The sequence below is a fragment of the Pseudomonas sp. GW822-FHT06D10 genome, assembly GCF_058799535.1.
In genome coordinates this window covers 1-24,736 of record NZ_JBXALN010000007.1, presented here as the reverse complement: position 1 = coordinate 24,736, position 24,736 = coordinate 1, and the positions used below count along the sequence as shown (strand labels likewise).

24 protein-coding genes are annotated in these 24,736 nt (G+C 61.0%); 15 read left to right on the top strand and 9 right to left on the bottom strand.

Features of this window, described 5'->3' with window-relative positions; all coding sequences use genetic code 11:
* Positions 1-18 precede the first annotated feature (18 nt).
* From AC1RL5_RS22845 to dksA, 4 genes are all read right to left on the bottom strand, one after another.
* Positions 19-2,973, bottom strand: coding sequence for a sensor histidine kinase (locus AC1RL5_RS22845; protein ID WP_185021770.1), 2,955 nt, complete (start codon positions 2,971-2,973; stop codon positions 19-21).
* On the bottom strand, positions 2,957-3,133 hold the full coding sequence (locus tag AC1RL5_RS22840; protein WP_003176118.1) for a hypothetical protein: 177 nt from the start codon (positions 3,131-3,133) through the stop codon (positions 2,957-2,959). Before AC1RL5_RS22840 ends, AC1RL5_RS22845 begins: the two co-directional genes overlap by 17 nt.
* Before the next feature lie 77 nt (positions 3,134-3,210).
* The gene (gene gluQRS, locus AC1RL5_RS22835; protein ID WP_093410309.1) at positions 3,211-4,107 is read right to left on the bottom strand and encodes a tRNA glutamyl-Q(34) synthetase GluQRS; all 897 of its coding nucleotides are present in this window, start codon (positions 4,105-4,107) and stop codon (positions 3,211-3,213) included.
* Positions 4,108-4,245: 138 nt separating this feature from the next.
* A complete protein-coding gene (dksA, locus tag AC1RL5_RS22830; RefSeq protein WP_011063504.1) occupies positions 4,246-4,686 on the bottom strand; it encodes an RNA polymerase-binding protein DksA in 441 nt (146 codons plus the stop codon).
* Between the two features lie 342 nt (positions 4,687-5,028).
* Between dksA and AC1RL5_RS22825 the strand changes: the two genes are divergently transcribed.
* Positions 5,029-6,201 carry a pyridoxal phosphate-dependent aminotransferase gene (locus AC1RL5_RS22825; RefSeq protein WP_011063503.1) on the top strand — a complete coding sequence of 391 codons (1,173 nt, stop codon included), beginning with the start codon at positions 5,029-5,031 and terminating at the stop codon, positions 6,199-6,201.
* A complete protein-coding gene (gene sfsA, locus AC1RL5_RS22820; RefSeq protein ID WP_041119917.1) occupies positions 6,201-6,914 on the top strand; it encodes a DNA/RNA nuclease SfsA in 714 nt (237 codons plus the stop codon). Before AC1RL5_RS22825 ends, sfsA begins: the two co-directional genes overlap by 1 nt.
* Here sfsA and AC1RL5_RS22815 read toward each other — a convergent pair.
* Positions 6,911-7,228, bottom strand: a complete 318-nt coding sequence (locus tag AC1RL5_RS22815; protein ID WP_072453155.1) for a Rieske (2Fe-2S) protein — start codon at positions 7,226-7,228, stop codon at positions 6,911-6,913. The two genes, sfsA and AC1RL5_RS22815, sit on opposite strands and share 4 nt — an antisense overlap.
* A 219-nt stretch (positions 7,229-7,447) precedes the next feature.
* On the opposite strand from AC1RL5_RS22815, the gene AC1RL5_RS22810 reads away from it, so the two are divergent.
* From AC1RL5_RS22810 to AC1RL5_RS22795, 4 genes are read left to right on the top strand one after another with little or no spacing between them, the layout of a single operon-like run.
* Entirely contained in the window at positions 7,448-8,323 is an 876-nt protein-coding gene (locus tag AC1RL5_RS22810; RefSeq protein ID WP_492590227.1) for a heme/hemin ABC transporter substrate-binding protein, read from the top strand.
* On the top strand, positions 8,320-9,357 hold the full coding sequence (locus tag AC1RL5_RS22805; RefSeq protein WP_011063499.1) for a FecCD family ABC transporter permease: 1,038 nt from the start codon (positions 8,320-8,322) through the stop codon (positions 9,355-9,357). The genes AC1RL5_RS22810 and AC1RL5_RS22805 overlap by 4 nt, the downstream gene beginning before the upstream one ends.
* The gene (locus tag AC1RL5_RS22800) at positions 9,357-10,124 is read left to right on the top strand and encodes a heme ABC transporter ATP-binding protein (RefSeq protein ID WP_011063498.1); all 768 of its coding nucleotides are present in this window, start codon (positions 9,357-9,359) and stop codon (positions 10,122-10,124) included. The genes AC1RL5_RS22805 and AC1RL5_RS22800 overlap by 1 nt, the downstream gene beginning before the upstream one ends.
* 21 nt (positions 10,125-10,145) lie before the next feature.
* A complete protein-coding gene (locus AC1RL5_RS22795; RefSeq protein ID WP_492590229.1) occupies positions 10,146-11,009 on the top strand; it encodes a ChaN family lipoprotein in 864 nt (287 codons plus the stop codon).
* A gap of 233 nt (positions 11,010-11,242) precedes the next feature.
* Here the strand turns inward: AC1RL5_RS22795 and AC1RL5_RS22790 are convergent, their stop codons facing one another.
* The 4 genes from AC1RL5_RS22790 to AC1RL5_RS22775 all read right to left on the bottom strand — a co-directional run bounded on the left by AC1RL5_RS22790 (position 11,243) and on the right by AC1RL5_RS22775 (position 14,550).
* Positions 11,243-12,043, bottom strand: a complete 801-nt coding sequence (locus tag AC1RL5_RS22790) for a Crp/Fnr family transcriptional regulator (RefSeq protein WP_011063496.1) — start codon at positions 12,041-12,043, stop codon at positions 11,243-11,245.
* A gap of 13 nt (positions 12,044-12,056) precedes the next feature.
* A complete protein-coding gene (locus AC1RL5_RS22785; RefSeq protein ID WP_011063495.1) occupies positions 12,057-12,329 on the bottom strand; it encodes a TfoX/Sxy family protein in 273 nt (90 codons plus the stop codon).
* Between the two features lie 226 nt (positions 12,330-12,555).
* Positions 12,556-12,900 carry a pentapeptide repeat-containing protein gene (locus tag AC1RL5_RS22780; RefSeq protein WP_011063494.1) on the bottom strand — a complete coding sequence of 115 codons (345 nt, stop codon included), beginning with the start codon at positions 12,898-12,900 and terminating at the stop codon, positions 12,556-12,558.
* A 93-nt stretch (positions 12,901-12,993) separates the two neighbouring features.
* Positions 12,994-14,550: a bifunctional aminoglycoside phosphotransferase/ATP-binding protein gene (locus AC1RL5_RS22775; protein WP_072453162.1), complete on the bottom strand. Its 1,557-nt coding sequence runs from the start codon at positions 14,548-14,550 to the stop codon at positions 12,994-12,996.
* Between the two features lie 115 nt (positions 14,551-14,665).
* On the opposite strand from AC1RL5_RS22775, the gene mrcB reads away from it, so the two are divergent.
* From mrcB to msrQ, 9 genes are all read left to right on the top strand, one after another.
* Positions 14,666-16,990: a penicillin-binding protein 1B gene (mrcB, locus tag AC1RL5_RS22770; protein WP_072453164.1), complete on the top strand. Its 2,325-nt coding sequence runs from the start codon at positions 14,666-14,668 to the stop codon at positions 16,988-16,990.
* Positions 16,991-17,006: 16 nt separating this feature from the next.
* A complete protein-coding gene (locus AC1RL5_RS22765; RefSeq protein WP_072453167.1) occupies positions 17,007-17,753 on the top strand; it encodes a tetratricopeptide repeat protein in 747 nt (248 codons plus the stop codon).
* Complete coding sequence (locus AC1RL5_RS22760) at positions 17,753-18,088, top strand: YqcC family protein (RefSeq protein ID WP_011063490.1); 336 nt, start codon at positions 17,753-17,755, stop codon at positions 18,086-18,088. Before AC1RL5_RS22765 ends, AC1RL5_RS22760 begins: the two co-directional genes overlap by 1 nt.
* 582 nt (positions 18,089-18,670) lie before the next feature.
* A complete protein-coding gene (locus AC1RL5_RS22755) occupies positions 18,671-20,395 on the top strand; it encodes an acetolactate synthase 3 large subunit (protein WP_026019946.1) in 1,725 nt (574 codons plus the stop codon).
* A 2-nt stretch (positions 20,396-20,397) separates the two neighbouring features.
* Positions 20,398-20,889 carry an acetolactate synthase small subunit gene (gene ilvN, locus AC1RL5_RS22750; protein WP_011063488.1) on the top strand — a complete coding sequence of 164 codons (492 nt, stop codon included), beginning with the start codon at positions 20,398-20,400 and terminating at the stop codon, positions 20,887-20,889.
* 45 nt (positions 20,890-20,934) lie between these two features.
* Positions 20,935-21,951: a ketol-acid reductoisomerase gene (gene ilvC / locus AC1RL5_RS22745; protein WP_007959661.1), complete on the top strand. Its 1,017-nt coding sequence runs from the start codon at positions 20,935-20,937 to the stop codon at positions 21,949-21,951.
* 146 nt (positions 21,952-22,097) lie between these two features.
* Positions 22,098-22,955 carry a CDP-diacylglycerol--serine O-phosphatidyltransferase gene (gene pssA, locus AC1RL5_RS22740; RefSeq protein WP_011063487.1) on the top strand — a complete coding sequence of 286 codons (858 nt, stop codon included), beginning with the start codon at positions 22,098-22,100 and terminating at the stop codon, positions 22,953-22,955.
* A 63-nt stretch (positions 22,956-23,018) separates the two neighbouring features.
* Positions 23,019-24,032 (top strand): protein-methionine-sulfoxide reductase catalytic subunit MsrP, encoded by a 1,014-nt coding sequence (msrP, locus tag AC1RL5_RS22735; protein ID WP_103408064.1) that lies wholly within the window; start codon positions 23,019-23,021, stop codon positions 24,030-24,032.
* The gene (gene msrQ, locus AC1RL5_RS22730; RefSeq protein WP_103408063.1) at positions 24,032-24,652 is read left to right on the top strand and encodes a protein-methionine-sulfoxide reductase heme-binding subunit MsrQ; all 621 of its coding nucleotides are present in this window, start codon (positions 24,032-24,034) and stop codon (positions 24,650-24,652) included. The genes msrP and msrQ overlap by 1 nt, the downstream gene beginning before the upstream one ends.
* Positions 24,653-24,736 lie beyond the last annotated feature (84 nt).

The window sequence follows — 24,736 nt, the reverse complement described above, 5'->3', positions numbered from 1 at the left end:
TCAATTCTCTCGACGGTCTCAGTTCACAGCGGACGTCGCTTCGACATGACGCGGTAAAGTCACCCGGATACGGGTGCCGCGTTGGCTTTGAGGATCGGCCGGGCTGTCGATGGTGATTTGTCCATAATGCTCTTCAACGATGGAATAGACCAGTGCAAGGCCCAGACCGGTGCCTTCCCCAGGGTCCTTGGTGGTGAAAAACGGTTCGAACAATCGGTCCATGATGTTCTTCGGAATGCCGCTGCCTTCGTCCTCCACGATCAGGTCGACCGTGTGCTCGAAAGCCTCGCTCTTGACGCGTACCGCGCAGCCAGGAGGGGAGGCGTCGCGGGCGTTGGAAAGGAGGTTGATCAGTACCTGGGCAAGGCGCTGGGGATCACCGTCGACCCAGTGGTCGGGATCGCACAGGTTGAAGAACTGCACCTCGAAATTGCGCCGGTTCAACGCCAGCAGGCCAATGGCGTCCTGGGCCACTTCGGCCAGGCACACCGCCTCGTCGTTGTGCTGATGGCTGCCGGCGTGGGCGAAGCTCATCAGCGACTGGACGATGCGCGAGATGCGTTTGGTCTGTTCGAGGATCTGCTCGCTGATTTCCGTCAGTTCGCCGTCCTCTTCCCGTTCTTCGCGCAGGTTCTGCGCCAGGCAGGCGATGCCGGTAATCGGGTTGCCGATCTCATGGGCCACCCCGGCCGCCAGGCGCCCGATGCTGGCCAGGCGTTCGGAGTGCACCAGCTTGTCTTCCAGGGTCTGGGTTTCGGTCAGGTCTTCCACCAGTAGTACCAGGCCGCTGTTGCCTGGGGCCAGAGGCTCATCGATGGCGGCCTTGTGCAGGTTCAGCCAGCGGGTCTGGCCATCGAGGGCCAGGTGCTGTTTGTGCAAGTGTTCGTCCGGCAGGTTGATAAAGCCCTGCAGCAGGTCCTTCCACGGGTTGGTAATGGTGCTCAGGCGCGAGCCCACCACGTGCTGGGCAGGTATGCCGGTGAGCTCCTCCATGGCCTTGTTCCACATGAGGATCTCCTGGTCCTTGGCCAGGGAGCAGACCCCCATCGGCAGCTCTTGCAGGGTTTGCCGGTGATAGCGGCGCAGGGCATCGAGCTCGGCGGCCAGGCCAGTGAGGCGTGAGTGGTAGTCCTCCAGCCGGCTTTCGATGAAGTGGATGTCCTCGGTGACGTAGTTTTCTCCACCGGCCTTGTAGGGCAGGAAGGTTTCCACCATGTCCTGGGCGACGCTGGGGCCCATCAACCCGGACAGGTTGGCTTCGATGCGGTCGCGCAGGCGCCGCAGGGCGTAAGGTCGGCGTTCGTCAAAGGGCAGATACAGATCACGCAGGGCCTGCTCCACTTCCTTCTGGGCTGCCTTGGCCCCCAGCGGCTTGGCCAGTTGGGTGGCGAACTCCTGGGGCGAGGCGGCGTGCAGTTCCCGGCGCTGCGGACGGCGCACGTTGTCCACGGCACAGGCTTCGGCGGCGCTGGCCTCCTCGGTGCTGGCATTGGTGAACAGCGAGATCAGGGTGAACATCAGGACGTTGGCCGCCAGCGAGGCGATGGCCGCCATATGCCAACTGGTGTCGTCCAGGACGTAGATCATGTTCAGCAGCGGGATGTAGAAACCCTGCAGGTTGCCGATCAACGGCAGCAGCATGGTCACCAGCCACACCAGGATCCCCGCCAGCAGGCCGGCGATGAAGCCCCGGCGGTTGGCGGTTGGCCAGTATAGTACCGACAGCACGCCCGGAAGAAATTGCAGGGTGGCGACGAAGGCCACGATCCCCAGGTTGGCCAGGTCCTGCTCGGCGCCCAGCAGCAGGTAGAAGGCGTAGCCGGCCATGATAATGGCGACGATCAGGGCGCGGCGGGTCCACTTCAGCCAGCGGTAGATGTTGCCCTCCGCCGGTGGCTGGTAGAGCGGCAGCACCAGGTGGTTCAGGGCCATCCCCGAGAGCGCCAGGGTGGTGACGATGATCAGGCCGCTGGCGGCCGACAGCCCGCCGACATAGGCCAGCAGAGCCAGGGCCGGGCTGTTGGCGGCGATGCCGATGCCCAGGGTGAAGTATTCCGGGTTGGTGGTAGCGCCGAGCTTGAGGCCGGCCCAGAGAATCAGCGGCACTGCCAGGCTCATCAGCAGCAGGAACAGCGGCAGCCCCCAACTGGCGCTGACCAGGGCGCGAGGGTTGAGGTTCTCGGTAAAGGTCATGTGGTACATGTGCGGCATGACGATCGCCGAGGCGAAGAACACCAGTAGCAGGGTGCGCCACGGGCCTTCCTGAAGGGGTGTATGCAGTGCGGCAAGGGCAGTCTGGTTCTGCAACAGCCAGAGTTCCAGTTGCTGCGGGCCGTCGAATACCCCGTACAGCGCGTACAGGCCGACACCGCCAATGGCGATCAGCTTGATCACCGATTCGAAGGCAATGGCGAACACCAGGCCTTCATGTTTTTCCCGGGTGGCGATATGCCGCGAGCCGAAGAAGATCGTGAACAAGGTGATCAGCGCGCAAAAGCTCAGCGCCACCCGATGTTGCACCGGCTCGTGGGTGAGAATGCCAATGGAGTCGGCCACGGCCTGGATCTGCAGCGCCAGTAATGGCAGTACGCCGATCAGCATGAAGATCGTGGTCAGCGCACCGGCCCAGGTACTGCGAAAACGGAAGGCGAACAGGTCGGCCAGGGATGACAGCTGGTAGGTGCGGGTGATTTTCAGGATCGGGTAGAGCAGTACCGGTGCCAGCAGGAAGGCCCCGGAAACCCCCAGGTAGCTGGACAGGAAGCCATAGCCGTACTGGTAGGCCAGGCCGACCGTGCCGTAGAACGCCCAGGCACTGGCATAGACCCCGAGTGACAGGGTGTAGGTCAGCGGGTGGCGAATGATCGAACGAGGGATCATCCCGCGCTCACTGATCCAGGCAACGCCGAACAGCACCGCCAGGTAGGCGGCGCTGATCAGGATCATCTGGGTCAGGCTAAAGCTCATCGGCATCTTTTTGGCTCTGCAGGATGAAGGTCACGACGATCAGAATCAGCCAGAGCAGATACGGGCGATACCAGGCGCCAGTAGCATCGATCCACCAATCCATGATGGCGGGGGAGAACAGATAGATCCCCACTACCAGGAGCAGGACCAAGCGATAGATGTACATCTCGGCCTCTCTTTATTGTGTGCGTGCCCGAAAACGTGCGGCGATGGTAACGGATGGGCGCCAAGCTGCAAGTGGCGTCAGCTTAATTGCGCTTCCGGCACGCTCAGTGTGCGTGGAATCAAGGCGGCATCCCAGTGGGCCATGCCCCAGGCCATTATCTGCGCGACGCTGGCGCCATCGAGGTCGGCCGGTGGCTTCTGGCCCAGTGCCCGCAGGGCGCGCAGCAGCAGGGGCGGGGCCTGATCCTCGGTCAGCGGGGGCGAGCGGTAGGACTTGCCCAGTTTGTGCCCGTCCGGCTGGGTGATCAGCGGTACATGCAAGTAGCGGGGCAGGGAAAGGCCCAGCAGTTCCTGCAGGTACAGCTGGCGCGGTGTGGAATCCAGCAGGTCGGCGCCGCGCACGATATCAGTGATGCCTTGCCAGGCATCGTCGAGCACCACGGCCAGTTGGTAAGCGTAGAGACCGTCGCGGCGGCGGATCACGAAGTCCCCCACTTCCCGACCCAGGTGCTGGCGGTATTCGCCCTGGACCCGGTCGACGAAGCGATACTCCAGTTCGGGTACCCGCAGGCGGATCGCGGCGTCGTCCTGGGCGTGGCCGAGGTTGCGGCACAGTCCCGGGTAAATGCCATGGTAGGGCTCCAGCTGTTTGCGCGAACAGGTGCAGGCATAGGCCAGGCCCTGCTGGAACAGGCGATTGAGGACTTCGCCATAGGCGTCGTGGCGATCGCTCTGGCGGATCATCTGCCCATCCCATTCGAAACCGTAGCTTTCCAGTGCCTTGAGAATGGCCGCCTGGGCACCGGGCTCTTCCCGGGGCGGGTCAAGGTCCTCCATGCGTAGCAGCCAGCGGCCGCCGACGGCGCGGGCATCGAGATAGGAGGCAAGCGCGGCAACCAGAGAGCCGAAATGCAGATAGCCGCTGGGAGTGGGGGCGAAGCGCCCGATGTACGAGGAAGAGGTGGAGGCAGTCATGGAGCGGATGTTACTTCGTCTGGCCCCGGGGTGACGATGGTGCCGGGGGATCGCTTTGGCGAGTGGGCTTGCTCTTGCAGGGAAGGTAGAAACGAAAACGGAGCGTGGGTACGCTCCGTTTCAGGTTCCAGCCGGCGATTATTTGCCGACCTGTTTTTCCTTGATTTCCGCCAGTGTCTTGCAGTCGACGCACATATCGGCGGTTGGGCGGGCTTCCAGCCGGCGGATGCCGATCTCGACGCCGCAGGATTCGCACCAGCCGTATTCTTCGTCTTCGATCAGTTGCAGGGTCTTGTCGATCTTCTTGATCAACTTGCGCTCGCGATCGCGGGCCCGCAGTTCGAGGCTGAACTCTTCTTCCTGGCTGGCACGGTCAGCCGGGTCGGGGAAGTTGGCCGCTTCGTCTTTCATGTGATCAACAGTGCGGTCGACTTCCTGCATCAAGTCCTGTTTCCACTTGTTCAGGATCTTGGTGAAGTGCTCGCGCATGGGCTTGCCCATGTACTCTTCGCCCGCAGTTTCAACGTAAGGTTCAAAACCGCTGATCGATTGAATCTGTTGCTTTGCTTGGGTGGGCATGAATGGACCGCCTCTACTCTTGTAATCCATTGCGCAGGATTGCTCCATCTCCGACACTTGCCGGCCCTGCGGCTGCAAGCGGGCGAACTTACCAGATCAAACCAGAGCGCGCTACTCCCGGTTGTCGAGCCTATGTCTTGCTTCGTCCATGGATATGGGAAAAGTCTGACATGGCTTGCTGATCGGTTCGTTCAATCATTGATTTTAGTCAAGTCTGCGGGTTGTGTTGGCGCCAGTTGGCGCAAGCAACAGACCGCTCGGATCCGCCTGGGTTCTCCCGGGCTTGATCAGATGGGTAGAATCGGTCCTTTGCTCCCCCCTCGAATCAATGAAGGAAGGCTAATGGCTCAGCCCTACAGTGCGCGTAGTCGCGCTATCGAACCTTTCCATGTCATGGCCTTGCTGGCCCGCGCCAATGAGCTGCAAGCCGCCGGGCATGATGTGATTCACCTGGAAATCGGCGAACCGGACTTCACCACCGCCGAGCCGATCATCAAGGCCGGGCAGGCCGCGCTGAGCGCCGGCAAGACGCGCTACACCGCAGCCCGCGGAATTCCCGAGCTGCGAGGGGCGATTTCCGGCTTCTATCAGCAGCGTTACGGCCTGGACATCGATCCCGAGCGGATCATGATCACCCCCGGTGGTTCCGGTGCCCTGCTGTTGACCAGCAGCCTGCTGGTGGACCCGGGCAAGCACTGGCTGCTGGCGGACCCGGGTTATCCGTGCAACCGGCATTTTCTGCGTCTGGTGGAAGGCGCTGCGCAGTTGGTCCCGGTGGGGCCGGATGTGCGTTACCAACTGACGCCGGACCTGGTGGAGCGCTATTGGGATCAGGACAGCGTGGGCGCCCTGGTGGCCTCGCCGGCGAACCCCACCGGCACGGTCCTGAGCCGGGACGAGTTGGCGGGGTTGTCCACCGCGATCAAGGCTCGCAACGGGCATCTGGTGGTGGACGAGATCTACCATGGCCTGACCTATGGCACCGATGCCGCCAGCGTTCTGGAGGTGGATGACAGCGCTTTCGTCCTGAATAGTTTCTCCAAATATTTCGGCATGACCGGCTGGCGCCTGGGCTGGCTGGTAGCTCCGCCGGCAGCCGTGGGTGAACTGGAAAAGCTGGCACAGAACCTCTATATCAGTGCGCCGAGCATGGCCCAGTATGCTGCGCTGGCGTGCTTCGAGCCGCAGACCCTGGAAATCCTCGAGGAGCGCCGCGCCGAGTTCGGGCGCCGCCGGGATTTCCTGCTGCCAGCCTTGCGTGAGTTGGGCTTCGGCATCGCTGTGGAACCTGAAGGGGCGTTCTACTTGTACGCGGACATCAGCGCCTTCGGCGGTGATGCCTTCGCCTTTTGCCGGCACTTCCTGGAAACCGAGCACCTGGCCTTTACCCCTGGCCTGGACTTCGGCCGGCATCAGGCTGGCCATCATGTGCGCTTTGCCTATACCCAGAGCCTGGAACGCCTGCAGGAGGCGGTTGAGCGTATCGCCCGTGGCCTGCAGAGCTGGCACGCCTGATGCGCTTCGATCCTCCCCTGGAAGAGGGGCGTCTGCTGCGTCGTTACAAGCGCTTCCTGGCGGACATCGAAACCACCACCGGCGAGCTGTTGACCATCCATTGCCCCAATACCGGCTCGATGCTCAATTGCATGGTCGAGGGCGGGCAGGTGTGGTTCAGCCGCTCCAATGACCCCAAGCGCAAGTTGCCGGGCACCTGGGAAATCAGCGAAACCCCTCAAGGCCGCCTGGCCTGCGTCAACACCGGGCGGGCCAACGGGCTGGTGGAAGAAGCCTTGCGCTCGGGGCTTATCAGCGAGTTGAACGGCTTCACCGGGCTCAAGCGCGAGGTGCCTTACGGGCAAGAGAACAGCCGCATCGATTTTCGCCTGGATTACCCGGACGGTCCGGCGTACGTCGAGGTCAAAAGCGTCACCCTGGGCTTCGATGGCACACCGGTGGCAGCGTTTCCCGATGCCGTGACCCAGCGCGGCGCCAAGCATCTGCGGGAACTGGCGAGCCTGGCCCGGGAGGGCGTGCGGGCGGTTCAGCTGTATTGCGTCAACCTTTCGGGCATCGACGCGGTGCGGCCGGCGCAGGAGATCGATCCGGGTTACGCCGCTGCCCTGCGCGAAGCCCGCGCGGCGGGGGTTGAGGTGCTGGCCTATGGTGTGTGCCTGACGGCCGAGCAAGTGTGCATCGACCGACGTCTTGAGGTGTTGCTCGGGGATTAGAGGTCCACCCAGATCCCCTGGCTGTCTTCATGGCAGTCGATGCTCTCCAGGAACTGGCCGGCGCAAGGTCCGGCCACGCACTCTCCGCTCTCGATCAGAAACAGGGCGCCATGGGTGGCGCACTGGATCAGGCTGGCGCTGGGGTCGAGGAACTGGTCAGCCTGCCACTCCAGCGCCACTCCCCGGTGCGGGCAGCGATTGGCATAGACATAGGCTCGCTGCTCGCGCCGCACGGCGAACAGCTTCAGCCCCGCGAGCTGGAAGCCCCGGCTGCCGGCTTCGGGCAGATCGTTGCCGGCGCAAAGAAATTTCATGGCTATCCTCTTGGTCCGAAGGCTCTGCGTCCAGGCTGTCACAGTTTCTTTCCGGCTGCAGGATGAAACATGTCGGCGCTTGACGGCTAAATGAAAACAATTATCAAATGGCCGCCCCGCCCGTTACGGGACGCTTGTTCCTTTCGATGCCCGGCCTGTCCGGCATGTCACATGGACAGCAGCTGCGCGGGCCCCCACTTTAATGAAGGAAATGTTCTTATGCGCCTGAGTGCCTGCGCCATTGCGTTCTGTGCCGGATTGCTGGTGAGCCAGTGGGCCACCGCTGATGAGTTGCCGCAGCGTTGGGTCAGTGCCGGTGGGGCCTTGTCCGAGTGGATAACGGCTCTGGGGGCCGAGTCCAAGCTGGTGGGCGTCGATACCACCAGCCAGCACCCGGAGTCGCTCAAGGCGCTGTCGAGCATCGGCTATCAGCGTCAGTTGTCGGCCGAAGGCATTCTCAGCCTGCGGCCGCAGATTCTGGTGGGTACCGAGGAGATGGGGCCGCCGCCAGTGCTTTCGCAGATCCGCAGTGCCGGGGTCAAGGTCGAACTGTTTTCCGCCCAGGCCGACTTGCCGACCTTGCAAGCTACCCTGCAGCACCTGGGGCTATTGCTGGGCCGAGAAGAGCAGGCCAGGCAACTGTTCCAGGGCTATCAGCAACAACTTGGGCAGCAGCAGGCCTGGCTCGCCCAGGCTCAAGCGCAGCACGCGGCGCCCGGGGTGCTGTTGTTGCTCGGGCATGCCGGCGGCAAACCCCTGATCGCCGGCAAGGACACCGCCGCGAATTGGCTATTGCAACAGGCCGGTGGGCGCAACCTGGCGACTCATACCGGCTATAAGCCGTTCTCGGTCGAATCCCTGGCGGGCTTGAATCCGGATGTGCTGGTGTTCTCCGATCGCAGCCTGACCGGCGATGCCGCTCGTGCCGCACTGTTCAAGGAGAACCCGGTGCTGGCATCCACACCGGCGGCCAAGGCCGGGCGGGTGGTGGAACTGGACCCGACCTTGCTGGTGGGAGGCCTGGGCCCTCGCTTGCCTGATAGCCTGAAACGCCTCTCCAGCGCCTTTTATCCCCAGGCCAAGCCGGCCCAATGAGTCGTCTGGTCAAGCCTCGAACACTGTTTATCGGGCTGGGTGTCCTGTGTCTTGTGGCGATCTGGCTGTCCCTGGCCCTGGGCCCTGTCAGCCTGCCCTTGTTTGATACCTTGCGTGCCGCCTTGCGCCTGCTTGGATTGCCGATCGACGGGCAGGGTCTGGAGCAGGCGGAACTGATCCTGGGACAGATTCGCTTGCCCCGGACTCTGCTCGGTCTTGCGGTCGGCGGAGTTCTGGCGCTGTCCGGGGTCGCCATGCAGGGGCTGTTTCGCAACCCCCTGGCGGACCCGGGGTTGGTGGGGGTTTCCAGTGGTGCAGCATTGGGTGCGGCCATCGCCATTGTTGGCGGCTCGATGTTCGGCGGCCTGCCAGAGGCTGTCGGCCCTTATTTGCTCTCCCTGTGTGCCTTCCTTGGCGGCCTGGGGGTGACGGCGCTGGTGTATCGCCTGGGGCGGCGCAACGGGCAGACCCATGTGGCAACCATGCTGCTGGCGGGGATTGCCCTGACGGCGCTGGCCAGTTCGGCGGTGGGGTTGTTCACCTATCTGGCGGACGATGCCACGTTGCGCACTCTGACTTTCTGGAACCTGGGCAGCCTGAATGGTGCCAGTTACCAGCGCTTGTGGCCCTTGCTGCTGGTGACCGCCGCGGTTGCGCTGTGGCTGCCGCGCCGGGCCAAGGCGTTGAATGCACTGCTGTTGGGCGAGTCCGAGGCCAAGCACCTTGGCATCGATGTCGAAGGCCTCAAGCGCGAGCTGGTGTTCTGCACCGCGCTGGGTGTGGGCGCTGCCGTGGCGGCGGCGGGAATGATCGGTTTTGTCGGCCTGGTGGTGCCGCATCTGGTGCGCCTGTTGTCCGGTCCGGATCACCGAACCTTGCTCCCGGCCTCGATCCTGGCCGGAGCCAGCCTGCTGCTGTTGGCTGACCTGGTGGCGCGCCTGGCGCTGGCGCCTGCCGAGTTGCCCATCGGTATCGTCACGGCCTTTATCGGTGCGCCATTCTTTCTGTACCTGTTGTTGCGAGGGCGTGCCTGATGCTGCGAGTCGAGAACCTGCATGTGCGGCGCGGCGGCAAAGACGTCCTGGCTGGCATCGACCTGCAGTTGCTGCCGGGCGAGGTGCTGGGAGTCCTCGGCCCGAACGGTGCAGGTAAAAGCAGCCTCTTGGGGGGCTTGAGTGGTGAACTGGCGGCTCATCAGGGGCAGGTGCTGCTGGATGATCAGGAACTGGCTCATTGGTCGGGCGCCGAGCGTGCGCAGCGCCTGGCAGTGCTGCCCCAGGCTTCGAGCCTGGATTTCGCCTTTCGTGTGGAGGAGGTGGTGGCGCTGGGGCGTTTGCCCCATCAGACCGGGCGCGTGCGTGACGAGGAAATCGTCAACGCTGCTTTGAATGCTGCCGATGTGGCGCACCTGTCGGGGCGCAGCTATCTCGCGCTGTCCGGCGGCGAGCGCCAGCGGGTGCATCTGGCGCGGGTCCTGGCGCAACTGTGGCCGGGCCAGCCAGGGCACAACCTGCTGCTGGATGAGCCGACTTCTGCACTAGACCCCTTGCACCAGCACGTCACCTTGCAGGCCATTCGAGCCTTCGCCGACCGCGGCGCGGCGGTGCTGGTCATCCTGCATGACCTGAATCTGGCTGCGCGTTATTGTGACCGGGTCTTGTTGCTTGAAGGCGGCCGCCCGCATTCATTGGGAACACCGACCGCGGTACTGCGGCCTGAGCCCCTGAAGGCGGTGTTCGGCCTGGAAGTTCTGGTGCAGGAGCATCCCGAACGCGGGCACCCGTTGATCATCGCCCGCTGAGGCGAAGCCCGGAGAGACCTGATGCGCGTATTGCCATTGTTGCTGGCCATGCTGCTGGCCGCCTGTCACAGCATGCCGGGGATCCTGCCGCCGCCGGTGGCTTCGGCGCCCGGCAGTATCATTGAGCTGCGCAGTGCCAAGGCGCTGACCCCTGTCGAACTGGTAGGGCGCCTGGCACGGGCCCCCCGAGTGATCATTGGCGAGCAGCATGACAATCCCGATCATCATGCCCTGCAACTCTGGCTCTTGCGCTCCATGGCCCGGGAGCGGCCACAGGGCAGCCTGTTGCTGGAAATGCTCAACCCGGATCAGCAGCCAGAAGTCGATGGGGTAAAACGCTCCATTGATGGGGGGCGTTTGCCTGATGACCTACCCGGCAGGTTGGCCTGGCAATCAGGCTGGGATTGGAGCCTCTACGGCCCGCTGGTGGGTTTTGCCCTGCGTCAGCCCTATCCCTTGCTCGCTGCCAATCTGGATCGCCAGGAGGTGCGTGCCATTTATGCACGGGCGCCCGTCCTGACCGGCACACGGAGCAACGCACCGTCGGTGATCGAGGCATTGGCCGGGCAAATCCGCGAATCGCACTGTGGCTTGCTGCCGGAGAGCCAGGTGCCGGCAATGCGGGCGGTGCAGCAGCAACGGGACCGACGCATGGCTGAACAGCTGCTGGCGGCTCCGGCTCCGGCCCTGTTGCTGGCCGGGGCGTTTCACGGTCGCAAGGATCTTGGCGTGCCCCTGCATCTTGCCGATCTGGACCGAGGCCAGGAGGTGGTGGTGTTGATTCTGGCGGAGCAGGGGCAACAGGTTGCCGCGGCATCGGCCGACTACGTCTGGTACACACCGCCCCAGTCCGCCAAGGACTATTGCGCGCAACTGAGGCCCTGATCGGAGGGCTTTTCTGCGGGCAAAAAAAGACCCGGCAAGAGCCGGGTCAAATAACCGTGATTAGCCTGATGAGGAGATAATCTGAGAGTCCGAACCACTGGTCTTCCAGGTTATCGACTGATCTCGCGATCAGTTGTGATAATCATAACGATTCTCATTTCGAAGTCAACAAGGCTTTTCAGATTTCTGCATATTTTGCCAAACGTCCGTTTGGATCTGCCTGGAATCCGGGGTCAGTTCGGGTTGTTCAAGGTCATGAGCCGGGTCACTTCCTTGTTCAACAGGTCGATGCGGCGCGCCATGCTTTCGATCAGGCTGTGGGCAATGCGCGGATTGCTCTGGGTCAGGCTGAGAAACTGGTCCTTGGGAATCAGCATGATGGTGCTGGGTTCGCTGGCGATCACGCTGGCACTGCGTTTTTCTCCGGTGAACACTGCCATGGCGCCGAAAATCTCGTCCTTGGGGACGTCGCCGACCTTGTGTCCGTCGACGAAGGCCTGTGCATGGCCTTCGAGTATTACAAACACATGATCTGCCTCATCCCCCTGGGTAATCAGCCTTTCGCCCGCCTCCACGCGCTTGAAACCGTTGCTGCTGCGCAACTCTGGCGGCTTGAGACGGGCAATGGCATCGGACAGCAGGGCGGTCTGGCCGATCAGGTACTGTACGAGCAGTTCCGAGCGTTGTACGTCGGCCTGGATGTGTCGAAACACTTCAGTCCTCAGATAGGGAATCAGTTGCAGCGGCGTATCGCAGTGCAGTTGCCACTGCGGGAGTTCGATGCCGCGCCGCAGCCCCACCAGGTCGCCTTCATGCAGGTAGAACAGTGGCCGCTCTTCGACACTGGCCTGGATCACGCCACTTGCCAGCAGGAACAACTGGTCGCCGGGCAATACGCTGGACAGCTCAGCGATGGGGCCAAGCTCCAACGTCGGGCCGCTGGGCGCAAGCCCGTCCAGCAATTGCGGCGGAATGCTCTGCAGTCTGTTGATCAAGGCGTCGGCGTAAGCCGGCTGCTCCCCCATTAGATACATTTGGCTCTGCCAGTCAGTTTTTGTGACGAGAGGAAATGGCGTCCAGTTGCTTGTTCAACGCCTCTTTGCGTTCGGCGGGAAGGTCGTTCCAGTGCATGTCCATCAGGGCGCCTTCAATGGCATAGAGCAAGACTTTCGACGCACGAAAACCACGGGTCCGCACGGCCCGGTAGGCGTCCACCGCGCCCAGGCGGCGCAAGTCGGAAGCGCTATGGATGCCCACTGCATGCAGCCATTGTGCCGATGTCTTGCCAAGGTTCTTCAGGTGTTGCAGTTCATCATTCATTAAGCCTCCTGGCGATGGCCGAATGGTGAGTGGGCAGCCTCTGAGGAGTGTAGCGCTCAGTAGAAAACGCGCTGTTCTTTGGTCGGGTTTGGCGCAAATGCTTCTAAGGGAGCAGCGGTGAAGCTCGAAGGGAAGGGGGCAGGCCATGCGAAAGGCGGGGTGCAGGCGAGAAAGCGGACCAGGTCCGGCGCTGAACAGAGCGCCGGACAAAGACGGGTGGCGGGGGTCAGCGAGTGCGGTAACGCAGGCGGGTGCCGAAATTGACCGACATGAGAATCTCGTCGGCGCTCAGTTCCACCGGAAAGTAGGCGCCGGAAATCTGTGCATGGGCGAGGCTGGCGCCTTCCATGGACGAGTTTCTCAAGTCCAGCCCGCGCAGGTCCGCGGAGCGAAAGTAGGCGTCAGTGAAATCGATGCCTTGTGCGTTCAGTTCCCGCAGGTCGAGGCCGCGGAAATCCCCGCCGCGCATGTCGATGGGTTGGTCTTTCGGGCGTTCGCGGTTGAAGCCGACGATGTCGTCTTTATGCAGCAGGGCGTAAAGCGGAGTGTCGAGAAGTTTCGGTTGGCTCATGGCGACGTCACCAGTGTTGGATTTATGACGCCAGTATAGTGCCACTATTTTTCAGCCGTGAAGTCTTTGCCACTCCACGGCTGAAATGACCGTTTACAGGCCTGGGAGGCGTTGGCGAATGTTGGCAACCAGGGCGTCCAGGCTGCCGCTTTCGTTGGTTTCTATGCGCTTGCTGCGCAGCAGCTCTTCGTCGGTCAGTGCTTCACGAGTGGCTTGCTGGTTGGCAATCACTTCCAGAGTGGCGTCGGATGGATCGTTCTGATCGGCCTGGCGCTGGGCCAGCCAACTGGCAACCACTGCCTCAGGGGCGTTGCAGTCGATGATCAGGCAGGGCGTACCAGTGGCCTCGGCCACTTTGGCCGCGGCATCGCGCTGGGCTCGTTTGAGGTAGGTCGCGTCGATCACTACCGGGTAGCCGGCACGCAGGATGGTTTCGGCGATTTCATGCAGGCGCGCGTAGGTGGCGCTGCTGGCTTCGCTGCTATAGATGCCCGCGTGTGGGTCGTTGGGCACCTGTTGCTCGCCGAACAGGCGCTTGCGCTCTACGTCGGAGCGCAGGCGAACGGCGCCCAGTGCCTCTACCAGGCGCATGGCCACGCTGCTCTTGCCGACTGCCGAGATGCCTGAGGTGATGGCCAGGAAACGCGATGGAATGGTGCTGTAGCTCTCCGCCAGATTGGCGTAGTTGCGGTACTGGCGCAGGGTGGTGGCGCGCTGCACCGGCGTGGCATCGGCAGGCATGCTGAATAGGCTGACCTTGGCGCGTACCAGGGCACGGTAGGCCTTGTAGAAATTAAGCAGCTCCAGGCCCTGGTAGTCGCCGGTCAGTTCCAGGTACTGGCTGATGAAGCGTCGCGCCAGGCTCTTCAGGCCGCGGTCTTCCAGGTCCATGGCGAGGAAGCCGGTATCGGCGTAGACGTCGGTGAAACGAAACGGTTCGTTGAATTCGATGCAGTCGAAAATCACCACCTTGCCGTCGATCAGGGTGGCGTTGCCCAGGTGGATATCGCCATGGCATTCACGGATGAAACCTTCGCTCTTGCGTTGGGCCAGCAGAGGCTTGAGGCGTTCGAAGCTGGTTTCGGCCCAGGCTTGCAGGGCTTCAAGTTGTTGCAGATCGGCCTTCTCGCTGAGGAATGGGCGGATTTGCTCGAAGTTCTGGCGCACCGGAGCCATCACACTCTCCGGGGTGCCGGCTTCATGCTCAGCTGGAACCTTGGGCGCGTTGAGGTGGAAGTGGGCGATCTGCCTGGCCATCTCATCGATGTGCGCAGTGGTCAGTTCGCTGTTGGCCTGCAAGGTGCTGAGCAACTGGCTTTGCGGGAACTGACGCATTTTCAGTACGTATTCGATAGCCGGACCATCGCCGCCCAGTACCGGGGCTTCGGCGCTACCGGTGATCGGCAGGACTTCCAGGTACAGGTCCTCGGTCAGGCGCTGGTTCAGGCGCAGCTCTTCGCCGCAGAAGTGCTCGCGGGCGTCCAGGCTGGTGAAGTCGAGGAAGCCGAAATTGACCGGCTTCTTCACTTTATAGGCAAAGGGGCCGGTGAGCAGAACCCAGGAGATGTGGGTTTCGATGACCTGAAACCCTTCTACGGGATGAGGAAACAAGGCGGGGTTTTGCAGGGCAGCGATCAGTGACTGGCTCACAGGCGATCCTTCAGAGTCGGGAAAATCGAGGGCGTCATTATGGCCGCTGAGCGCACTAAGGCAAACCTCGGGTGGCGCATGTTGACGATGAATAAAGTGCGTATAATCCGCCGCCATGACTCGTACCCGATCCCCTCGTTCTGCTAAAAAAACGCCGTCTGGTGGCCTGCGCCCCTGGCTGGGCTGGGCCCTCAAGCTCAGTCTGGTCGGTTTGGTGGTGCTCGCCGGCTTTGCGGTTTACCTCGATGCCGTGGTCCAGGAAAAGTTCTCCGGCAAGCGCTGGACCATTCCGGCCAAGGTCTACGCCCGCCCTCTTGAGCTGTTCGTCGGACAAAAGCTCAGCAAGGACGATTTCCTCACGGAACTCGACGCTCTGGGCTATCGCCGTGAAAGTGTCGCCAACGGCCCGGGCGCAGCCTCGGTCAATGGCAATACCGTGGACCTAAACACCCGCGGCTTCCAGTTCTATGAAGGGCTGGAGCAGGCTCAGCCGGTGCGCGTGCGCTTCTCCGGTGATTACGTGGCGGAACTTTCCGGCAGCAAGGGGGCCAAGCTCGCGGTGGTGCGCCTGGAGCCATTGCTGATCGGCGGCCTGTACCCGAAGAACCTCGAAGACCGGATCCTGATCAAGATCGATCAGGTTCCGCCGTATCTGCTGGAAACGCTGGTGGCGGTGGAAGACCGCGACTTTTATTCACACCACGGGGTGTCGCCCAAGTCGATTGCCCGTGCGATCTGGGTCAACACTTCGTCCGGCCAGATGCGCCAGGGCGGTAGTACCCTGACCCAGCAGTTGGTGAAAAACTTCTTCCTGACCAACGAGCGCAGCCTGTCGCGCAAGCTCAATGAAGCGATGATGGCGTTGTTGCTGGAGCTGCATTACGACAAGCGCGAAATTCTCGAGGCCTACCTCAACGAGGTCTTCGTCGGCCAGGACGGTCAGCGTGCGGTGCACGGTTTCGGTCTGGCCAGCCAGTTCTTCTTCAGCCAGCCCCTGTCCGAACTCAAGTTGCACCAGGTGGCGCTGTTGGTCGGGATGGTCAAAGGACCTTCCTATTACAACCCGCGGCGCTACCCGGAACGTGCCCTGGAGCGGCGTAACCTGGTGCTCGATCTGCTGGCACAGCAGGGCGTAGCTACCCCGGAACAGGTGGAGGCGGCGAAGAAGATGCCGCTGGGCGTAACCAAGCGCGGCAGCCTGGCGGACAGTTCCTTCCCCGGTTTCCTCGACCTGGTCAAGCGTCAGTTGCGTGAAGACTACCGTGATGAAGACTTGACTGAAGAAGGCCTGCGGATCTTCACCAGTTTCGATCCGATCCTGCAGATGAAGGCCGAAGCCTCGGTCAACGACACCTTCAAGCGCCTGGCCGGGCGCAAGGGCTCGGAAGACGTCGAGGCGGCGATGGTGGTGACCAACCCGGAAACCGGTGAGGTCCAGGCCATGATCGGCAGTCGTCAGGCCAGCTTTGCCGGTTTCAACCGGGCCTTGGATGCGGTGCGCCCGGTGGGCTCGTTGATCAAGCCGGCGGTCTACCTGACCGCCCTGGAAAAGCCCAGCCAGTACACCCTGACCAGTTGGCTGTCGGATGAGGCGTTCTCGGTAAAAGGTGCAGACGGCCAGGTGTGGAAGCCGCAGAACTATGACCGGCGCTCCCACGGTACGGTGTTCCTGTACCAGGGCCTGGCTCACTCCTACAACTTGTCTACCGCACGGCTCGGCTTGGAAGTGGGTGTGCCCAATGTCCTGAAGACCCTTGGGCGCCTGGGGGTGACCCGCGAGTTCCCGGCCTTCCCATCGATGCTGCTGGGGGCAGGGGGCATGAGCCCGATGGAAGTGGCGACCATGTACCAGACGCTGGCCAATGGCGGCTTCAATACGCCGATGCGCGGGATTCGCAGCGTGTTGACAGCGGAAGGCGAGCCGCTCAAGCGCTATCCGTTCCAGATTCAGCAGCGCTTTGATGCCGGCTCGATCTATCTGATTCAAAGCGCAATGCAGCGGGTGATGCGCGAAGGCACCGGCAGCTCGGTGTACAACGTTTTGCCCAAGACTCTAGCGTTGGCGGGCAAGACCGGTACCAGTAACGATTCCCGTGACAGCTGGTTCGCCGGTTTCAGCCAGGACCTGCTAGCCGTGGTCTGGCTGGGTCGCGACGATAACGGCAAGACGCCGTTTACCGGTGCTACCGGTGCCTTGCAGGTGTGGACCAGTTTCATGCGCAAGGCCGACCCGCTGCCGCTGGATATGCCGCAGCCGGACAACGTGGTTCAGGCCTGGGTCGATTCGCGTACCGGGCAGGGCTCCGATGCCAACTGTCCGGGGGCTGTGCAGATGCCGTATATTCGCGGCAGCGAACCGCCTCCCGGTGCTTCCTGTGGGGGAGAAACCCCGGCAGGCGGCGACTCGGTGATGGACTGGGTCAAGGGCTGGATGAACTAAGCGATGAGGGTTTGACGTGAACAAGTGGTGGGTTCCAGCTATTACAGCTCTGGCGTTGCTCAACGGTTGCGCCAGTGTGCAGCGCGGCTCTATTCCCGTCGTGGATTCCGGCACTGCCGTGTCCAACAGCGAGCGGATTTCCGCTTCCGGAGGCTTTCGCCAGACGACCATCAAGCGCCCGGCGCAGGCTCAGGCACAGGCGATTCCGGAAGATTCCGGCGTAGTGGTAATGGTTCCGGGCGGCGGCGCTACGGCCTCGGCGCCGATCAGCAGTTCGCCCATTACTCCGGGGCCGGTCACTTCAGGGCCTATTACCCCGGGGCCGGTGGACGGCTCCGGTTATCAGTCGGCACCGATCAGCCAGGGCACTTACAACATGCCTTCTACGCCCAGTGGCATCCCTTCGGCCCGGGCCGGTGGTCTGTCGGCCGATGAGCAACTGGATGGCCCGGTGCTGGCGTTGCTGACCACTGCGCAACAACAGCAGTCCAGTGGTGACTTGAACGGTGCTTCCTCCAGCCTCGAGCGAGCGCAGCGTGTTGCGCCACGCGAGCCGCAGGTGCTGTATCGCCTGGCTCAGGTACGCATGGCCCAGGGGGATGCGCCCCAGGCCGAGCAGTTCGCTCGCCGTGGCCTGAGCTTTGCCAACGGCCGCCCTGATCTCCAGGCAAGCCTGTGGGAGCTGATTGCCCAGGCGCGTGAGAAGCAGGGTGATGCCGCAGGTGCAGCGCAGGCGCGCCAGAAAGCTCGGGTTTCGCTGTGATGGATGGGCGCTTTCCCAGGATCGCCGAACAGTTGCTGCTGATCGAGCGTGAGTTGCGTGTGCAGGGCCTGTGGGACGACGCTGTGCCCAGCGCCGAGGCACTGGCCAGCACTCAGCCCTTTGCCGTGGATACTCTGGAATTCGAGCAATGGCTGCAGTGGATCTTTCTGCCCCGTATGAAGATGATTCTGGAGCAGGATTTGCCGCTGCCCAATGCGTCAGGTATTCAGGAAATGGCCGAGATGGTGTTCTCCACTCGCCCGATGCAGGGGCGCGACCAGCAGTTGCGAGTTCTGCTCAAAGAGTTTGATCAGCTCATCGTTGCTACTCGCTGAAACACGACTGCCAGGTATACCTGGCAGTCGCCTCCCTCCATGCTGCCCACTTCAGTCTCGCTCTCCCGAGGTGACAACTTCGGAGGGGTCATGTCTGTCCGTGCATTGCTGTTGTTGCAGTGCATGACGTTCCTCTCGGCTCTCTGGCAATAGGGTTTCGCCCAAAGTCCGGGTTCGCATTTCTGAGTTGCTTGCTGAAGATTGCGCAATTGAAGCGCAGACAGCAGTCGTTTTTGGGTTTTTTCTTGCGTTCTCATGCGCTTAGTTCGAATTAACCACATAGACGACTTGACTTGAAGAGGACGAAACAGAAGAATCCAAAGTCCGCTGTAGAGGGACTGCCAGAAGCAGACCCACTCAGCAGATCATGAGGCGCACATCCGCGCCGAAGTGCTACACCCGCAACGCGTTACCTCGCGCTGGGTGGGAAAACCCCGCAACACTTTGGGGCGCTCCCAATACTTGCTCAGTCAGTGCTGACGTAGTCGGCGACCACCGTCGCTCATGCTCTGCTGAGAAGTAAACCTATTAAGACCCGCTCCCTTTTGAGGGCGGTATTCTGGCGTTTTAGAGGTGAACAACGTGGAGCTTTTATCTGGCGGTGAGATGCTCGTCCGCTTTTTGCGTGACGAAGGCGTCAAATATATCTACGGGTACCCGGGTGGTGCTCTCCTTCATGTTTACGATGCCCTGTTCAAAGAACCGGAAGTGACCCACATCCTGGTTCGTCACGAACAAGCGGCGACCCATATGGCTGACGGCTATGCCCGTGCCACCGGTAAAGCCGGCGTGGTACTGGTGACCTCCGGCCCGGGCGCGACCAATGCCATTACCGGTATTGCCACCGCCTATATGGACTCGATTCCCATGGTGATCATTTCCGGCCAGGTGCCCAGCACCATGGTGGGCACCGACGCGTTCCAGGAAACCGACATGATCGGTATCTCCCGGCCGATCGTGAAGCACAGCTTCATGATCAAGCACGCTTCGGAAATCCCGGAAGTCATGAAGAAAGCCTTCTACCTGGCGCAATCCGGTCGTCCTGGTCCGGTGGTGGTCGATATCCCCAAGGACATGACCAACCCGGCTGAAAAGTTCGAATACGTTTTCCCCAAGAAAGCCAAGCTGCGCTCCTACAGCCCAGCTGTTCGCGGTCACTCCGGGCAAATCCGCAAGGCGGCAGAAATGCTCCTGGCGGCCAAGCGCCCTGTGCTTTATGCAGGCGGCGGCGTGATTCTCGGCGGCGGTTCCGCACCGCTGACCGAACTGGCCAAGATGCTCAATCTGCCAGTGACCAATACCTTGATGGGCCTGGGCGCCTATCCGGGCACTGACCGGCAGTTCGTGGGCATGCTCGGCATGCACGGCAGCTACACCGCCAACCTGACCATGCACCATGCCGACGTGATCCTGGCCGTGGGCGCGCGCTTCGATGACCGGGTAATCAACGGTGCGCCGAAGTTCTGCCCGAATGCCAAGATCATCCATGTCGATATCGACCCGGCTTCCATCTCCAAGACCATCAAGGCCGATGTGCCTATCGTCGGTCCAGTGGAGAGCGTCCTGACCGAAATGGTCGCGGCACTCAAGGAAATCGGCGATACCCCGAACAAGGAGACGGTCGCCAGTTGGTGGAAGCAGATCGAGGAATGGCGTGGCGATCGCGGCCTTTTCCCGTACGACAAGGGCGACGGCAGCATCATCAAGCCACAGACCGTGATCGAAACCCTGTGCGAAGTCACCAAGGGCGATGCCTATGTGACCTCCGACGTGGGGCAGCACCAGATGTTCGCGGCGCAGTACTACCGGTTCAACAAACCCAACCGCTGGATCAACTCCGGTGGCCTGGGCACCATGGGCTTCGGTTTCCCGGCGGCCATGGGCGTGAAATTGAGCTTTCCGGATAATGATGTCGCCTGCGTCACCGGTGAAGGCAGTATCCAGATGAACATCCAGGAGCTGTCGACCTGCCTGCAGTACGATCTGCCGGTCAAGATCATCAACCTGAACAATGGTGTGCTGGGGATGGTGCGCCAGTGGCAGGACATGAGCTACGGCAGCCGTCATTCGCACTCCTACATGGAATCGCTGCCTGACTTCGTCAAGCTGGTCGAAGCCTATGGTCACGTGGGCATGCGTATCACGGATCTGAAGGATCTGAAGCCGAAGATGGAAGAAGCGTTCGCCATGAAGGATCGCCTGGTGTTCCTCGATATTCAGGTCGACACCAGCGAGCACGTCTATCCGATGCAGATCAAAGACGGCTCCATGCGCGATATGTGGCTGAGCAAGACGGAGCGTACTTAATCATGCGGCACATTATTTCCTTGCTTCTGGAAAACGAACCGGGTGCTCTGTCTCGTGTTGTAGGTCTGTTCTCGCAACGCAACTACAACATCGAAAGTCTGACGGTGGCGCCGACTGAAGACCCGACTCTGTCGCGTCTGACCCTGACCACCGTTGGCCATGACGAGATCATCGAGCAGATCACCAAGAACCTGAACAAGCTGGTTGAGGTGGTGAAGCTGGTAGACCTGTCGGAAAGCGCGCACATCGAGCGTGAGCTGATGCTGGTCAAGATCAAGGCCACTGGCGCCCAGCGCGCCGAGGTTAAGCGCACCACCGATATTTACCGTGGGCAGATCGTTGATGTCAGCGCCAGCGTGTATACCGTTCAACTGACCGGTACCAGCGACAAGCTCGACAGCTTTATTCAATCGATCGGCACCGCATCGATTCTGGAAACCGTACGCAGTGGTGTCACCGGGATTGCCCGTGGCGACAAAGTACTGAGCATCTAACTCAAATTAGCGAATGGCCGGAACGGCCTGATATAGGGGAAATTCATGAAAGTTTTCTACGATAAAGACTGCGACCTGTCGATCATCCAGGGTAAGAAAGTTGCCATCATCGGCTACGGTTCCCAGGGCCACGCTCAAGCATGCAACCTGAAGGATTCCGGCGTAGACGTGACTGTCGGCCTGCGTAAAGGCTCGGCTACCGTTGCCAAGGCTGAAGCCCACGGCCTGAAAGTGACCGACGTTGCTGCAGCCGTTGCCGGTGCCGACCTGGTCATGATCCTGACCCCGGACGAGTTCCAGTCCCAGCTGTACAAGAACGAAATCGAGCCGAACATCAAGAAGGGCGCCACTCTGGCCTTCTCCCACGGCTTCGCGATCCACTACAACCAGGTTGTGCCTCGTGCCGACCTCGACGTGATCATGATCGCGCCGAAGGCTCCAGGCCACACCGTACGTTCCGAGTTCGTCAAGGGCGGTGGTATTCCTGACCTGATCGCGATCTACCAGGACGCTTCCGGCAACGCCAAGAACGTTGCCCTGTCCTACGCCGCAGGCGTGGGCGGCGGCCGTACCGGCATCATCGAAACCACCTTCAAGGACGAGACTGAAACCGACCTGTTCGGTGAGCAGGCTGTTCTGTGTGGCGGTACCGTCGAGCTGGTCAAAGCCGGTTTCGAAACCCTGGTTGAAGCTGGCTACGCTCCAGAAATGGCCTACTTCGAGTGCCTGCACGAACTGAAGCTGATCGTTGACCTCATGTACGAAGGCGGTATCGCCAACATGAACTACTCGATCTCCAACAACGCTGAGTACGGCGAGTACGTGACTGGTCCAGAAGTCATCAACGCCGAATCCCGTCAGGCCATGCGCAATGCTCTGAAGCGCATCCAGGACGGCGAATACGCGAAGATGTTCATCAGCGAGGGCGCTACCGGCTACCCATCGATGACCGCCAAGCGTCGTAACAACGCCGCTCACGGTATCGAAATCATCGGCGAGCAACTGCGCTCGATGATGCCTTGGATCGGTGCCAACAAAATCGTCGACAAAGCCAAGAACTAAGTTCGAGTCTTGTCAGGGAAAACGCGGCCTAGGCCGCGTTTTTTCGTTTGCATGGATAGGTTCTGGTATAAAGCTGGATCCTTTGTGGCCGAATCGCGGCCCTGGGTATCTGTCGAAACTTTTCACACCGTTGCAAGGTAATGTCCATGAGCGAACGTCCCGAAGAGCCAAACCAGGCCTCTGACGCCGAAAGCCTGCTACCGATCGATGAGCATGTCGAAGAAGGGCATGACGCTGAAGGCCGTAAAGTCCGGCATCGTGGTATCTATCTTCTGCCGAATCTGTTCACCACTGCGAACCTGTTCGCGGGGTTCTATTCCATCATTAGCTCTATGAGTGCCCAGAGTGCAATGAGCGCCGGAGATGCGGCCGGGGCGAGCAAGTACTTTGCCTTTGCCGCGATCGCCATTTTCGTGGCCATGGTGCTCGATGGCCTGGATGGGCGTGTTGCCCGCATGACCAACACACAGAGTGCTTTTGGCGCTGAATACGACTCACTGTCCGATATGGTTGCATTCGGCGTAGCGCCGGCGTTGTTGGCCTTTGGCTGGGCCCTGGGTGATATGGGCAAGGTCGGCTGGATGGTCGCCTTCATCTATGTGGCAGGCGCGGCCTTGCGTCTGGCGCGTTTCAATACTCAAGTCGGTACTGCCGACAAGCGTTATTTCATCGGCCTTGCCAGCCCGGCAGCGGCGGGTGTGGTGGCTGGTATCGTCTGGGCCTTCAGCGACTACGGGATCCAGGGGTCGAAGATGTCGTTCCTGGTGGCGTTGATGGTGGCCGCCGCAGGCATGCTGATGGTCAGTAACATCAAGTACAACAGCTTCAAGGACCTGGACCTGAAAGGGCGTGTACCTTTTGTGGCGATCCTGGCGGTGGTACTGGTGTTTGCAGTGGTGTTCAGCGATCCGCCGCGCATTCTGCTTTTGGTGTTCCTCGCCTATGCGGCGTCGGGCCCTATCCAGTATCTGTTGCACCTGCGTCGTCGCAAAAGCGTCGAGTGATGTAATTTCCCCCATACTCCGCAGTCTATTGGTACATCTGTCCTCCAATACTGCGGAGTTGCCATGTTATTCAAATTCCCCAAGTCGTCCGACTGCAATGAGTCGCAGGTTACGCCCGAATCTCTTTACCTCTCTCGACGCAGCCTGCTCAGTGGTGCGGTTGCGGGCATGGCGTTTGCCAGCTTGCCGCGATGGGCAGCAGCACAGGACGCGTCGCGTTATGCCGATGTTGAGCCGGGTCAGGCTCCCGCGTGGTTCTCCGACAAGCTGTCTACCACTCGGTGGCAAGCAGTAACCGTCAGGGATGAGGCGATCACGCCTTTCAAGGACGCGACTCACTACAACAACTTCTACGAATTCGGCACTGACAAGGGGGACCCGGCGGCCAACGCAGGTGCGCTCAAGACTCAGCCGTGGAGTGTGGTTGTGGATGGTGAGGTGGCTAAGCCAGGCCGCTACGCCCTGGAAGATTTCATGAAGCCCTACTTGCTGGAGGAGCGTATTTATCGACTGCGTTGCGTAGAGGCCTGGTCGATGGTGATTCCCTGGATAGGTTTTCCAATCTCTGCCTTGCTCAAGCAGGTGGAGCCCACCAGCAGCGCCAAGTTCATTCGCTTTGAAACGTTGCAGGATCCCAAGAGTATGCCGGGCCAGCGCTCCGGCTTTGCCTTGATCGACTGGCCCTATGTCGAGGGATTGCGTCTTGATGAGGCGATGAATCCATTGGCGATTCTTGCGGTGGGGATGTACGGGCGTGAACTGCCTAACCAGAATGGTGCGCCGCTTCGCCTTGTAGTGCCTTGGAAATATGGCTTCAAAAGTGTGAAGTCGATTGTGCGCATCAGCCTGGTCAGCGAGCAGCCCAAGACTACCTGGCAGAGCATTGCGGCCAACGAATATGGTTTTTACGCGAATGTGAATCCAACGGTTGATCATCCGCGCTGGACCCAGGCCCGGGAGCGGCGCCTACCCAGCAGTCTGTTCAGTCCCAATGTGCGGGAAACCCAGATGTTCAACGGTTACTCGGATGAAGTCGCGTCTTTATATAGCGGCATGGATCTGCGGAAGAACTATTGATGCGTTATTCGTTCTGGCGTATCGGCGTCTTCATCGCTGCGGCTATCTGGCCGCTGTATTGGCTGTATGAAGCCTGGGCTTCGGTCCTGGGGCCGGACCCGGGCAAGGTGCTGGTTGATCGCCTGGGGTTGGGCACGCTGGTGCTGTTGTTGATCACCTTGGGCATGACTCCTTTGCAAAAACTCACGGGGTGGCCGGGCTGGATCGCTGTGCGCCGACAGTTGGGGTTGTGGTGCTTCGCTTATGTAGTGCTGCACCTGAGTGCTTATGGGGTATTCGTCTTGGGGTTGGACTGGTCGCAGCTGGGAGTTGAGTTGCGCAAGCGCCCCTATATCTTTGTCGGAAGCCTGGGGTTCCTCTTTCTGTTGTTATTGGCTGTGACATCCAATCGTTATAGCCAGCGTCGCTTGGGCGCGCGTTGGAAGAAGCTGCATCGCCTGGCTTATCTCATCCTGGGGCTGGGGCTGCTGCATATGCTATGGATTGTCCGGGCGGACCTGAAGGAGTGGTCGGTCTACGCTTCTATAGGGGGGCTGTTGTTGCTGCTGCGTGTTCCTCCTGTAATGCGCCGGATTCCGCGCCTAATCGCTAAAAAAGCATCTTCTGCAACAAAATCGTAATTAACCCTTGACGGCAGATTCTACAGGTCTATAATTCGCCCCACTTCCGGCGCAGTCGAAACGGAAAACTCCTTGAGATTCAAC